The sequence below is a fragment of the Sphingorhabdus lacus genome (genome assembly GCF_009768975.1).
GTDB classification, from domain to species: domain Bacteria; phylum Pseudomonadota; class Alphaproteobacteria; order Sphingomonadales; family Sphingomonadaceae; genus Sphingorhabdus_B; species Sphingorhabdus_B lacus.
In genome coordinates this window covers 2,192,224-2,205,178 of sequence record NZ_CP035733.1, presented here as the reverse complement: position 1 = coordinate 2,205,178, position 12,955 = coordinate 2,192,224, and the positions used below count along the sequence as shown (strand labels likewise).

Annotated in this window: 15 protein-coding genes; 4 read left to right on the top strand and 11 right to left on the bottom strand. The window is 56.0% G+C overall.

All coding sequences use genetic code 11. From position 1 onward, the window contains the following. The first annotated feature begins 1 nt into the window (after position 1). Both EUU25_RS10345 and EUU25_RS10340 read left to right on the top strand, forming a co-directional pair. Entirely contained in the window at positions 2-484 is a 483-nt protein-coding gene (locus EUU25_RS10345) for a TspO/MBR family protein (RefSeq protein ID WP_158900735.1), read from the top strand. After that, the gene (locus EUU25_RS10340; RefSeq protein WP_158900733.1) at positions 484-735 is read left to right on the top strand and encodes a hypothetical protein; all 252 of its coding nucleotides are present in this window, start codon (positions 484-486) and stop codon (positions 733-735) included. The genes EUU25_RS10345 and EUU25_RS10340 overlap by 1 nt, the downstream gene beginning before the upstream one ends. A gap of 53 nt (positions 736-788) precedes the next feature. On the opposite strand, the gene pufM is transcribed toward EUU25_RS10340, so the two are convergent. The 9 genes from pufM to EUU25_RS10295 form a co-directional block, all read right to left on the bottom strand. Further along, positions 789-1,715: a photosynthetic reaction center subunit M gene (pufM, locus tag EUU25_RS10335; protein WP_158900731.1), complete on the bottom strand. Its 927-nt coding sequence runs from the start codon at positions 1,713-1,715 to the stop codon at positions 789-791. Positions 1,716-1,731: 16 nt separating this feature from the next. After that, a complete protein-coding gene (gene pufL, locus EUU25_RS10330) occupies positions 1,732-2,556 on the bottom strand; it encodes a photosynthetic reaction center subunit L (RefSeq protein ID WP_158900729.1) in 825 nt (274 codons plus the stop codon). 107 nt (positions 2,557-2,663) lie between these two features. Further along, positions 2,664-2,873 carry a light-harvesting antenna LH1, alpha subunit gene (pufA, locus tag EUU25_RS10325; protein ID WP_158900727.1) on the bottom strand — a complete coding sequence of 70 codons (210 nt, stop codon included), beginning with the start codon at positions 2,871-2,873 and terminating at the stop codon, positions 2,664-2,666. Between the two features lie 12 nt (positions 2,874-2,885). After that, positions 2,886-3,113, bottom strand: a complete 228-nt coding sequence (gene pufB, locus EUU25_RS10320; RefSeq protein ID WP_158900725.1) for a light-harvesting antenna LH1, beta subunit — start codon at positions 3,111-3,113, stop codon at positions 2,886-2,888. A gap of 127 nt (positions 3,114-3,240) precedes the next feature. Further along, a complete protein-coding gene (gene bchZ, locus EUU25_RS10315) occupies positions 3,241-4,686 on the bottom strand; it encodes a chlorophyllide a reductase subunit Z (protein WP_158900723.1) in 1,446 nt (481 codons plus the stop codon). Further along, complete coding sequence (bchY, locus tag EUU25_RS10310; RefSeq protein ID WP_187351320.1) at positions 4,683-6,119, bottom strand: chlorophyllide a reductase subunit Y; 1,437 nt, start codon at positions 6,117-6,119, stop codon at positions 4,683-4,685. The genes bchZ and bchY overlap by 4 nt, the downstream gene beginning before the upstream one ends. Positions 6,120-6,227: 108 nt before the next feature. Further along, entirely contained in the window at positions 6,228-7,211 is a 984-nt protein-coding gene (locus EUU25_RS10305; protein WP_158900719.1) for a chlorophyllide a reductase iron protein subunit X, read from the bottom strand. Next, positions 7,208-8,143 carry a chlorophyll synthesis pathway protein BchC gene (bchC, locus tag EUU25_RS10300; protein ID WP_158900717.1) on the bottom strand — a complete coding sequence of 312 codons (936 nt, stop codon included), beginning with the start codon at positions 8,141-8,143 and terminating at the stop codon, positions 7,208-7,210. The genes EUU25_RS10305 and bchC overlap by 4 nt, the downstream gene beginning before the upstream one ends. Before the next feature lie 112 nt (positions 8,144-8,255). After that, entirely contained in the window at positions 8,256-9,377 is a 1,122-nt protein-coding gene (locus EUU25_RS10295; protein WP_158900715.1) for a methyltransferase, read from the bottom strand. 14 nt (positions 9,378-9,391) lie between these two features. On the opposite strand from EUU25_RS10295, the gene crtD reads away from it, so the two are divergent. Together crtD and EUU25_RS10285 are read left to right on the top strand one after the other, a co-directional pair. Further along, a complete protein-coding gene (crtD, locus tag EUU25_RS10290; protein WP_158900713.1) occupies positions 9,392-11,008 on the top strand; it encodes a 1-hydroxycarotenoid 3,4-desaturase CrtD in 1,617 nt (538 codons plus the stop codon). Positions 11,009-11,130: 122 nt separating this feature from the next. Continuing rightward, complete coding sequence (locus EUU25_RS10285; RefSeq protein ID WP_158900711.1) at positions 11,131-11,847, top strand: hydroxyneurosporene dehydrogenase; 717 nt, start codon at positions 11,131-11,133, stop codon at positions 11,845-11,847. On the opposite strand, the gene EUU25_RS10280 is transcribed toward EUU25_RS10285, so the two are convergent. Further along, positions 11,844-12,005 (bottom strand): hypothetical protein, encoded by a 162-nt coding sequence (locus tag EUU25_RS10280; RefSeq protein WP_158900709.1) that lies wholly within the window; start codon positions 12,003-12,005, stop codon positions 11,844-11,846. The two genes, EUU25_RS10285 and EUU25_RS10280, sit on opposite strands and share 4 nt — an antisense overlap. A 23-nt stretch (positions 12,006-12,028) precedes the next feature. Next, positions 12,029-12,910 carry an alpha/beta fold hydrolase BchO gene (gene bchO / locus EUU25_RS10275; protein ID WP_158900707.1) on the bottom strand — a complete coding sequence of 294 codons (882 nt, stop codon included), beginning with the start codon at positions 12,908-12,910 and terminating at the stop codon, positions 12,029-12,031. Positions 12,911-12,955 lie beyond the last annotated feature (45 nt).

Genomic DNA, 12,955 nt, shown 5'->3' with positions numbered 1-12,955 from the left:
CATGACAAGAGCCGGATTATTCCCGATACTGATAGCGGGTACATTGGCAATAGTGACCGCAATTGTCGGCAGTACCATTACCGTTTTGGACAGCTGGTATTACTCCCTTCAGCAGCCGGATTGGGCACCGCCCGATTATATGTTCGGCGTTATCTGGACCGCAATTTTCGCAATGATCGCCGTATCTGGCGTCCTTGCTTGGGAAAAGGCGCCGACGCGCCGGGATACCGAGATTAGCCTCGGTCTCTTTGCCCTGAACGGCTTTCTGAATTTGGCATGGAGCTTCATCTTCTTTCGGATGGAACGCCCTGATATCGCGCTTTATGAATTGGTCGCGTTGTGGGTATCGATCATCGTCCTGATCGTTTTTTGCGGACGCTTTTCCAAATGGTCGGCTTTGCTTCTGGTCCCCTATCTGGTCTGGGTGACCACTGCGGGACTTCTGAATTATCAGGTTGTACAGCTAAACGGCCCCTTTGGCTGATGGACGAATTCTTCGCCAGCGGTCGTGCGGTGGACGTCGTACTGGCTGTCTTGGCGATTGAAGCGATTTGGCTGAAGTACCGTGGGGGCAGCTGGATATCCATCGGATCTGCTCTGCTACCGGCCGTATTGATGATGATCGCGTTGCGGTCCGCTCTGACGGGAATGGCTTGGCCCTATATTTCGATACCCTTGGCGCTGGCGTTCCCGGTCCATATTTTTGATCTTCGACAACGGCGCATGGGCAAATAAAAAAACCCGGTCGTTGAAGACCGGGTTTTTTGAAAAGTCTGTGAACTGCGCCTTTAATATTCCGGCGCATATCCATGTTCGATAGCCCAAAGATACCAGTTGTCGACGACCGTTCCGGTCAGCAGGATACCGATACCACCGGTCAACGGGCAGAGCACGGCGAACCACCAAGCCCAGCGATGGATTGATTCCATCGTGGCGTTGAAGCCCATTGTCCATCTCCAGAAAAGCGCTGCCCGCTCCGAAGCGGTGCCACGGTCTGTGATCTGCTCCAACTCGCGCTCGCCGCCGTAACGACCCACCGCCAGGATGGTCGCGCCATGCATTGCGAACAACAGGGCGGACCCGTAGAGGAACACAATCGAAAGTGCGTGGAACGGATTGTAGAACAGGTTGCCATATTGCAGCGAGAAATTGTTCGTCCATTCCAGATGCGAGAAGATTCCGAACGGAACTGCCTCAGCCCAGCTCCCCATGAAAAAGGGACGGATAAAGCCAAGCACCAGGAACAGCCAGATTGCCGCGGCAAAGGCCCAGGATACATGCGTACCCATCCCCAATGCCCGTGCCCGGCGATATCCACGCGCCCACCACAGGAGGATGGAAAGGGTCAGGAAAAAGCCGGCCAATATCCACCAGCCACCTTCTTTAAGCGGGACGAAGGGCGAGAAACCATGCTCTGGTCCCGGAGGGTTCAACGTCAACCAGAAGAACTGGCGAACGAATTCAACCGGATCCCAGTTTACAGAGGCTGCCATGTTGAGCCCGATTATCTCGATGGCGAAAAAGCCGAAGAGCAACGAGGCAAGACCAAGCCAGCCGAGATAGATCGGGCCAATCTGGGCCTGACCGAATTTGCCCATCCAGTAGCTTGCGCCTGTCAGCGCAATGCGGGGTTCGTCCCGGGCGGGAAGGGGCATGCCCATTTCGGGGGCGTGCACCAGTTGAACCTGGGTAAATATGTTTTGATAACGTGCCATTTCTTTACCCCTTCGCTCAAGACCAGATTGGAATGTTGCGCCACCATTCCCACCATTCGGGCCAGCCGCCCGCATAAAGAGGTCCGGCTATGATAATGCACACCGCGCTCCAGAACCCTGCGCTCAGCGCGAGGAATAGTCCGAGACGGTGGATGCCGATCGTGCCGACCGAATAACCGATGAAATCGCGGAAAAATGTATCTTCATATTCCGGCGTTTTGACGTTCTCGCCCTTTTTCGGATTAACCGCGGAAAGGATCAAGGCACCATGCAAAGCGAGTGCAAAGCAGGTCGTAAAGAAGAACGACACCGCGATCATATGCGCCGGATTATAATGGAAGTTCACATATTGATACCCGGTGTTCGACACCCAATCGAGGTGGCTGAAAATTCCATAGGGAAAGCCATAGCCCCAGGCGCCCAACAGGAACGGCCGGAAGACAACAAGCGTCACATAAGCCAAAATGGCAAAGCCGAAGGCAATCGGAACATGATAGCCCATGCCCAGCTTTCGGCAGATTTCGACTTCGCGTAACGCCCAGGACACAAAGGCGCCCGTCGCGCACATTGTGATGATTTGCCAGAACCCGCCTTCTTTCAAGGGGGCGAGCCCCAGACCATATTTGATATCAGGCGGATTAATCGAAATGAGCCACGGGTTCCACGTCGGGCCCAAAGAAGCGGCATAGAATATCAATGCCGTTCCCAATATTGCGCATATCGCTGAGATAACGCCGAAGAATCCGACATAGAAAGGCCCGATCCAGAAATCGAACAGATCCCCGCCGATCAGCGTTCCACCGCGAACACGGTATTTTCTTTCAAAACTCAACAGCGACATAGCACTTCCCCTGCCACCTGTGCGGTGGACCACCTGATTAAGATATTTTGTCCCGGGAGGTCCGTGGTGCGTGTGCGCCACGAACCTCGTTGGGGCTTGGGTTCAGGTCAGCTAGCCGGTGCAGCAGCCGGCGCTGCCGCCGGAGCCGCAGCAGGAGCTGCTACAGCCGCTGCCGGTGCGACCGCTGGACCTTCGATCCAGTTGAAGCGATCAGTGCTCAACAGGATGAAGTGGATCAGCAGTGCCAAGACGAACAGGAAAATTGCCAAAGCAACGAGTGTCCTGCGCGGATCGAAGATTAACCAAAGTCTCCACATGGTACCGCCTCCTTATGCTAAAAATGTCATGATGGTTGCGCTTGCAAGCTGCATGGTGTCTTCCAGCATGGCGTAGCCATTAACGCTGGGGAACCACGGCCTCCAACTCCACACCAATATATGCGCGACAATCGCGATAATGGTGAAAATGATGAAGCTGCTCACAAACATTTTGTGAAATTCCTTGGCTTCTTCCGGGGTCAGATATGCCCCCGGGCCAAAGCGTTCGTTATCGCTCATATTCCCTTCTCCATATTAGCCCCAATCGAGTTGCACCACGCACCTCTCCCGGGCGGTTGCCTTGCAGCACCTGACGCTGCCAAGGTTTCGGACATCCGGTCAGTACCGGATGAATAAATGGAGCGGATCATACGCCGGCTCCTTCAAGCATAGCCGCCGCAAGCCGGTCGGCTGAAACATGGTCTTCACCTGCATGGCGTGCGCCACGTTCGGCCGCATCGCGCAAATTCTTGGCGGCCGAGATGCGCACGAGGACGGGTTGCGCCTCTACGATGGCATCCAGTTTCTCTTTTGCGTCACGGTCCCAGCGCAGCGCGGCTTCACGCCGGGAAGGGGTGGCTGCGCCTGCATCCATTTGGGTAGACAGCGGCAGGATATGAAACAGCGCGTCGAACAACGCATTGCACACTTCCTGGATCAGATAAGTTGCACCGGAATAGCCCATATAGGGGGTTCCGGTATGGCGGCGGATCGCCGCGCCGGGGAAGGATGCGGGAATGAAAATGCCGCGCGCGCCACATTCGGCCATATACATGCGTTCGTTATAGCTACCGAAAACGACTAGCGGCGGATTGGCGGCAATCGCATCGCGGACGGCGTGATTGTCGGTCTTGACGCCGGCCTTGCGACCGAAGGCAAAATGACAGGGCAGGCCCATATCGTCTTCAAGGAATTTCCGGATGCCCCGGGCGTAGGTGTCGTTTGCAACAATGCCGAAGCTGGCGGTGCCGAAGAAATCCTGCGTCACCGAACGCCACAAATCCCACAAGGGTTTGATGGTCGTATGCTTTTCTTTTACGATAAAGGGTTCGGGATCAAGGCCCGTCAATTCGCCCAACTGCCGCAAGAATTTGGTCGTGGAATCGAGGCCGACCGGAGCCTGCAGATAGGGACGCTCAAGCAGTTCGCACAGGTTGCGGCCGAATTCACGGTACATGCAAATGTTGACCGATGCGTGCGCCAGCTTGTGAATATCCGCAAGGTGTGTCCCCAGTGGGAACACCAGGTTCACTTCGCCGCCAATGCCTTCCACGAGGCGGCGTATTTCCGCGAGGTCGGACGGCATGTTGAACATGCCATAGGAAGGCCCGATGATGTTGACCTTGGGCTTCTCGCCTTCTTTCAATATCGAGGGGGCGTGAACCTTTTTGGGGCCAAATTCGGTCCAGAGCCACGACAGGGCCCGGTCTTCCGACTGCCATTGATCTTCATCGATGGTGCGGGGCAGGAACCGTTTGATGTTCGTGCCTTCGGGCGTAACACCACCGCCGATCATTTCGGCTATCGACCCGGTTACCACAACCGCCGGCAGGTCGGGATCGAGTGACCGCCAGGCACGGCGCATCGCGCCTTCGGTACCCGTTTTGCCAAGCTCTTCTTCGCCGAGGCCTGTCACCACGATAGGCAGTTCATGCGGGGGGAGGCCGTCGGTATAGTGCAGCACCGAAGTTACAGGTAAATTCTCGCAGCCCACCGGGCCGTCGATGATGACTTGCAGGCCTTTGACGGCAGTAAATGCGTAAACAGCGCCCCAGTATCCGCCTGCGCGATCATGATCGAGAATAAGCGTCACGAGCCGATCGCCTCCGCCGCTTTGGCGGCTAATGCGTTTTGTGCGGCATATTTCGCTTTGAACTTCGGCCGGTCGGTGGGTGTGTCTTCCCAGATGCCGCCGGTATAGCCTTCGCCGACACCGTCGAAAAATTCCTGCATCTTGTCAAAGCGCACACGGTTGTTGATTGCCATGTTGACAACCTGAGCCAAACTCCCCGCCCCCCCCGGTCCCATGAGGGGGCGTGCAGAAATCAGATTGGTGAAATAGAGCGCCGGAATCGCTTTCGCCTTGGCGTGCTGGACAACCGGTGTGGTGCCGATCGCAAGATCGGGACCGTACTCTTCGACCGCTGCGATATCCTGTTCAAGACTGGCACGATATTTAACACGGACGCCTTTGGCCTCCAGCCATTCGCGGTCGGGTTCAGACCATTTTGTCTGAGGGCAAGCGGTTCCCACATAAGGCACATCCGCGCCGCTCTCGATCAGCAACCGCGCGACAAGCAATTCGGAACCTTCGTAGCCAGAAACGGTAATGCGGCCCTTAATCGGTTTGGCAGCGAGCGCTCCTTGGATTGCCGGTAGAATCGTATTTTGAGCAACGGCAATTTGTTCGGCGCTTGCACCGGTTGCTTCGCCGATCGACTTCAGCCACGCCGCCGTTCCATCGCGCCCGACGGGCGCGGAACCAACGACTTTGCGACCCGCGGCTTCAAATTCACGTACACTTGCGGTGTAGAACGGATGGATTGCGGCGATAACCGCGCCATCAAGCGCAGCATAGAGTTCGCGCCATTCACGTGTTGGTACGACGGGGCCTGCTGCCAAACCCAAGGGTTCCAGCATATGCGCTATGCCCATGGGGTCGGCGGGAAACATTTCTCCCAACAAGGTTACCGACGGGCGGTCCGGCAGCGCCGAGGGCGCGGCTACCGGACCTTGTTCTGCCTCTTCGCGGGCATATTTCAACATTGCCCCAGCGAGGACATCTTTGGCTTCGGCATGGGTTGGGATGCCGAAGCCCGGCACATCAATGCCGATCACGCGGACACCATTTAGAGAATCGGGCAGCAGCCTTAACGGCACGCCGCTCGCAGTCGGCACACACAGATTGGTGACGACGATGGTGTCATATTTTTCAGGGTTGGCCATCTGTTCGACAGCCTCTTTGATATCTTCGAATAATTTTCCTGTGACCAGGGTTTCCGAACTGAATGGTACATAACCGACGCTCCGGCGGGCGCCGTAAAAGTGCGATGTGAACGTTAGGCCGTAAACGCAGCACGCCGATCCCGACAGGATTGTTGCTGTACGCCTCATACGAAGTCCAACGCGCAGCGAGCCGAAAGCAGGGCACATGGATTGAGGTTGGTCATGAGGACCCAAGGGATAGTCCTGGGCATATTGGTCCAATATCTCGGTCTTGCCAGCCTTTTTGGCGGCTTCGATCATGGTGTCTTTACCGCCATGACATCCTGCACCCGTCTCCGGCTCGGCAGACAGATCTATGCGATCTGGTGCACGTGCATTTCCGGTAAGGGGGGTTAGTTCAGTCACGCATCAGACCTCGTCATAAATCACTTCGAGTGATGGTTTCTGCTCATAGGTTCCCCCGCGCATATCAGCCTGGGTAGCAGGAACGAGCTGCACGCCGCCGCCAACTTCGTCGGGGGAGAAAAGACCGAGAAGTCCGTCTTGCTCCAAGGGCTTGGGTTGCTGTGGCGGTGCAATGGCGACATTTTCGGCGAGCTCTGCAAACAGGCTGCCCCACTCGCTGTCGGGTGTGCCGATGATTTGGTAGTTGGCGGACTTACGGCGGATATCTTCGTTAGCAGGAATGGAAATAAGGACAGGAATATCGACCGCATTGGCAAATGCCTGAGCTTCACCGGTGCCATCATCCTTGTTGATGATCATGCCTGCAACGCCGACATTACCGCCCATCTTGCGGAAATATTCGACCGCCTTGCAGACATTGTTGGCGACATAAAGCGATTGTAGGTCATTAGACCCGACAACGATCACCTTCTGGCACATATCCCGTGCAATGGGCAGGCCGAAGCCGCCGCAGACGACATCTCCCAAGAAATCAAGCAAGACATAATCGAAGCCCCAATCATGGAAGCCGAGTTTTTCCAGAAGCTCGAAACCATGGATAATTCCACGCCCACCGCAGCCGCGGCCTACTTCCGGCCCACCAAGCTCCATTGCGAAGACACCATCGCGTTGGAAGCAGACATCTTCGATGCCAACTTCTTCACCGGCCAGTTTCTTGGCGCTTGATGTCTCGATAATGGTAGGGCAGCTTTTCCCGCCGAACAGCAGCGACGTCGTATCGGATTTCGGATCACATCCAATCAGCAATACGCGCTTGCCTTGCTGCGCCATCATGTAGCTCAGGTTTGACAGCGCAAAACTTTTACCCGAGCCGCCCTTACCGTAGATCGCAATAATCTGCGTTTCCTTCTTTACCTCGCCCTGGGGAACCGGATCGGGTTCAATGGCGGCCTCTTGACGCAAGGCATCTATGTCGAGCATCGTCATTCGCATTCTCTCCAATCGAGAACCATTTTCAGGCAGTCGGGGTTTTTAAAGGCTTCGGGGTAGGCATCGCGCGCGTTCGAAGCGGACGAAATATTTGTGATGAGTTCTGAGAGATCCAGCGCACCTGTTTCTATCAACGCGTGGACAGAGGACAGGTCTTCCGGTTGCCATTCGGCAGCGACACGGAGCCGGGCTTCTTTTTGAAACGCCAATGGAAAGGCGAAGCTGATAGGCTGGCTATAGAAACCGGCCAAAACCAATTCGCCACCCTTTGCCAGTCGGCCCATGAACGCATTGATGGAAGAAGCATCACCGCTGACATCATATATATGGCGATAGTCGCGACGCTCATCTGCATCGGGGTGTATAACGCGATAACCTTGTGCGCCATTCTGGCGCGCTGGGTTGGTGTCCCACACAATAGGTGCTGGAGCGCCGGCGGCCAAAGTAAGTCGTGCCAAAAGGCGACCCAAAATGCCATGGCCGATTATCAGCTGCGGCAATTCTCCGTGGCAGATAGCATGAAGGGCGGTCGCCGCCAGTGCATATAATATGCCCTTTTCTGCCAATTCTTCCTTGATGGGCATGGCGCGTGCCGAGGCTACGATCAGGGTCCGGGCTGCACCACCAAAAAGGCCCCGTGCGTCGCGATAACAACTCGCACCGGGAACGAAGACCCATTCGCCCATCCGGTTCTGGTGGTCGGGTCCCGCATCAACGATTCGTCCGACCGACTCATATCCAGGCACTAAAGGGTACCCCATTCCGGGAAAGCTCGGCATCTGGCCAGTCCACAAGAGCTTTTCGGTGCCGGTGCTGATACCGCTGTAATGGATTTCGACGAGCACATCATCACAACCCATGGCGGTCAGCGCGGTTTTGCGCATTTCCAGACTGCCAGGTGCATCAAAAATGATGGCTAAACTATCCAAGACTACCCGATCCTCCTGCGGTCTCTTCTCCCCACTTTGCTGGGTAGAGACTCTGTCAGGTGTCAAATTATCGGAACATAATTAATTGTCAAATAAATTGGACAGTTCTTTGTCATTTAATGGCGACAATGGCGCGTGTGATGATGGGAAGCGCCGTTTTAACGGGTTTTATCGTCGTGAACCCGGCGTTGCGGAGCATGGCGCTTGTCTCTTGACTTGAACGCGGACGACCGGAACCCATTGCCCACAAATACATGCCAAAATAGGCTTCGCCCATAGGTTGGGCAGTCGGCGTATCAGCCATAGGCTCTACGACCAAGAGGCGCCCACCATACGGTAAAGCCGCATAAACCTTGGACAAAAGGGCACTGCATACCGCGTCATCATGGTCATGGAGTATCCGGACAAGCGTGATCAAATCATAACCTTGTGGAATCGGCGTTTCCTTGAAGCTGCCTGGGTGCAGCGTGAAGTCCGCCGAAATTGAGTCGCGCCCGAGTCGTTTTTCTGCCTCCGCAATCACGCCGGGTAAGTCGAATATCCCGATTTTGAGCTGGCATGCCGACGCAGCTACGGCCGTAGAAAATGCCCCTGATCCGCCGCCGATATCCAGTATCCGACGATGTTGGGCGAAGTCATACGCATCCAGGATCTGCTCGGAAACCATAGGTTGTGTGGCTGCCATCAACGCAGAATAGCCCTCAGCGCCCGCGTCGCTTTCAGTTTTGGACGCATAAGTCCAATAGGCCGACAATGCTGTCTCGGTCTGCCGTCCTTGACCTAGTAGAGCCAAGGGTCGTGCGAGATCTGTATAAAGTAGATGATGGTGCCTGATCATCGCCATAGCGCCCTTATTCGCCGATAGCGGCGCGCCAGCTTCCCCCAACGTCCACATGCCGGGCTGGGGCGACTCGCATATCTTGAGAGATTGGCCAGCTTTCAATAACCGAACCGTTGCATCTTCCTCCAGCCCGGCAAATTGAACGATGGCGTCCACGGTTCTAAGTCCGCTCTGCAGATAGGGTATCAGTTCGGCTTCGACAAAGGCGGTCAGAATTTGCGTATAAACAAATCCAGCAATCATATCGAACTGGGCAGCCGCGCGACGCCGCGCGATCAATCGGATGAATGGCGTGCGTGAAGCCCAACGTTGAAAGGCGGGACTCCCCAAAATAGCGTTGCGGCGCAACACCCATCGGGACTTCCAAGTCAGATTGTCGACAAATTCAGACATAAATATTTGTCCAAATGATTGGACTTCTGTTAGCCTGTGGTCAAACGGAACTTTCAAGAGGGAGCAGCAACATCATTCAGGGCAGCCCGACCGTTATCATCGGAGCAGGCATAGGCGGCCTCGTTAGCGCGGTGTTGCTCGCCACGCGCGGCATGAAAGTTACTGTCCTAGAAAAGGAATCCAGGCCGGGCGGCAAGGTACGTCAACTGGAGGTTGATGGTACACCCATTGATGCTGGGCCTACCGTGTTTACGATGCGATCTGTCATTGATGCCATATTCGAGTCGGCCGGTGAACGCAGCGAGGATCATATACGTCTGCACCAAGCCGACAGGCTTGCACGGCATGCATGGGGCCCCGAGGACCGACTTGATCTTTATGCTGACGCCGATCGCAGCATGGAAGCGATCGGCGAATTTGCAGGAGCGAAGGCAGCAGCAGGCTTTCGGAACTTTACCAAAGAAGCGAAACGCATCTTTGAGATATTGGACACGCCGTTCCTGCACAATTCCAAAACTTACCCTCCCGGTTTGATGTGGCGGATCGGGTTGTGGCGCGTGAAGGCGCTGATCGATATCCGCCCTTATGAGAGCCTATGGAAGGTGCTCAAAGAGCATTTTGACGATCCGCGGTTGCTTCAGCTTTTTGGGCGCTACACCACCTATTGCGGCTCATCGCCCTTTCAAACCCCTGCCACATTGATGCTGATCGCCCATGTAGAAGCCCAAGGGGTGTGGGCTATTGAAGGCGGGATGAGTGCATTGGCAACGGCGCTTGAAAAACTCGCCAAATCGCAGGGAGTTGTTTTCCGTTACGATACTCCAGTGGCGCGGATCGATGTGCACAAACAGTCCGTAACTGCCGTTGAACTGGCAAGTGGCGAACGAATTGCGACCGAGAAAATTATCTTCAACGGGGATCCCGCGGCGCTGGCAAGCGGCTTACTGGGTGATGACGTCACGCCCGCCGTTCGTAAGGTTCCGGTGGCGGCGCGTTCCCTATCCGCGCTTGTCTGGCTAGCCAACTGCAAGACTAGCGGCTTTCCCCTCGATCACCATAATGTATTCTTCTCACCAGATTATCCGCGCGAATTTCAGGAGATAAGGGCAGGCAGCCCGCCCAGTGCGCCAACCGCGTATGTCTGCGCGTTAGATCGCGGCACAGGGCAAACGCACGAGCTTGGACGTGAGCGATTGCAGGTCATTGTCAACGCGCCTGCCAATGGCGACCACCATATTTATTCGACGGAGGAGAGAGAGACATGCACATCGAACATGCTGGCACGCTTGAGCGCATGCGGGTTGGAGCTGGAAAATCCGTTGCCGCACCGTCTGGTGACACCGTCGGAATTCGCGACACTGTTCCCGGCGACGGGTGGAGCCCTTTATGGACGGGCCTCGCACGGGTGGGCGGCCTCCTTCCTCCGGCCCGGCAGCCGGACAGCGATCCGTGGGCTTTATTGCGCGGGCGGGGCGACCCATCCGGGCGCTGGGGTCCCCATGGCCGCCTTGTCGGGGAGGCAGGCGAGCGAAGCCTTGCTGTCCGACCATATTTCGACACGCTGGTTCCACCGCAGGGATATCGCTGGTGGTATATCGACGCGCTCAGTGATGACGAACGCTACGGGCTAACCATCATCAGCTTTATCGGTAGCGTTTTCTCGCCCTATTATAAGAAATCGGGACGGAACATTCCGCTAGACCACAGTTGTCTGAACATTGCGCTTTACGGGCGCAAGGGAGCACGCTGGGTTATGACCGAACGTGGCATTGCCGATACTACCCAACAGCGCGACACATTGAGCATCGGACCCAGCGCAATGCGTTGGGACAAGGATCGTTTGATCATCGACATCGAAGAACGGGATATCCGGCTCGGCATCCCGTGGCGGCGTCGAGTAAAGGGACAGATCATCCTGCATCCTGAAATGCTGAACCATCGGGCTTTCACGCTCGACCCAAAGGGACGGCATCATTGGCAGGCTATTGCCCCGCGCGCTAGAATAGAAGTCAAGATGGACGCGCCCCAGATAGCTTGGAAAGGGAGCGGATATCTCGACAGCAACCATGGCAGCGAGCCCATCGAAAACGGTTTCAAGAGCTGGCACTGGTCACGCGCGCATGTGGCAAAACAAGTCGCGGTCATTTATGAAGGCACGCGCCGCGATGGCAGCGAATTTGCAAGTGCGCTCCGTTTTGATGCAAGCGGAACGCCGCAAGAGGACGAGCTTCCGTTGGTCGCGCCCTTGCCGCTGACCTGGTGGGGCATGTCGAGGCAGACGCGCGCTGACAGGGGCCATGCATCGGTCATCAAGACATGGGAGGATTCTCCATTCTACGCCCGCACGGCCGTCGCCGCGCGCATGTACGGAGAACCGGTCATAGCGATACAGGAGAGTATCTCACTCAACCGTTTGGTAAATCCGGTCATCCAGTTCATGCTGCCCTATAAAATGCCGCGAGAGACCTAGTCGGATTTGGAAGGGTCGTTTTTGGTCGCGGCCTTTTCCTTATCCTTGGCGATCTCGCGGTTGATTGACCAAAGCTGCCAAAACCCGAGCCCGAGGGCCACGGCGCCCGAAAAGATGATTTCCACAAAACCCAGATTGTCCCATGCGCTTGGTTCCATGCCGGCTTTCCTTCTTGTTTTGTTTAGGCGATGCCCTGCCTTTTCGCAAACCGCACTATGCTCTCCGCGGCCTGCTTTGGATCTTCCTCATGTGCCAAGTGGCCGAACTTCTCCATAACATCGATTGTGCAGTCGGGAATGAGCGCTGCGGCATCTTCGACCGCAGCTTTTGGAATAGCCAAATCCTGACTTGCCCGTATCAGCAGCGTCGGCGATGTCAGTTTTGGCAATTGGTCCCGCAATTTTTCCAAACGCCAGTTGGCCATCATGCGGATGGCGCCGTCGCAATGGCCCGATTTGCTGAACAGCCGCGTATAATAGCGATCTCCCGCCGAATCGATTTTGGAACCGGTGGCTCGTTCAAGGAATTTTGCGGTCTGACCCGGTGATTGCGCCATCCGTGAAAAGATGATTGCGACAAACGGGTTGGTGAAAAGCATCTTGGCGAGTTGCGGGAAGAGACGCGCAGCTAGGCCCGGAAAAGGCATCAACGCGGGAGTAAATCCGATCAAGGGGATCGTCCAAGCCTGGTCAATCAGAACCCGAGCGCCGATCGCAACGCCGGCGCTGTGTCCAACGATCAGGTTGGGAGTCAGGCCAATTTGTTCAATCAATACCGCAATAGACGCGGCCATACCTTCCAACGATACTCGGCCACCCGCGACGCTTTTCGTGAATCCATGCCCCGGCAAGTCCAACGCAACGACTGTATAGTGTTTCGCCAACAATGGCATAAGGTCGCGCCAGCTATGTGTGGCTGCTCCGGTGCCATGAAGCATCAGGCACACAGGTCCGGTCCCGGCCTGCTGGACATGCCAGTCATAGCCACCTGCACGGACAAAGCGGCTTGTTTCCCGATTGGGCCAGTCTGCACCGTCCGAATTCCAATCGGGATAACGGCTCATTTTGGCGTCCGCATGATATGGCCAAAGGATCCCTGCCGGGATGGG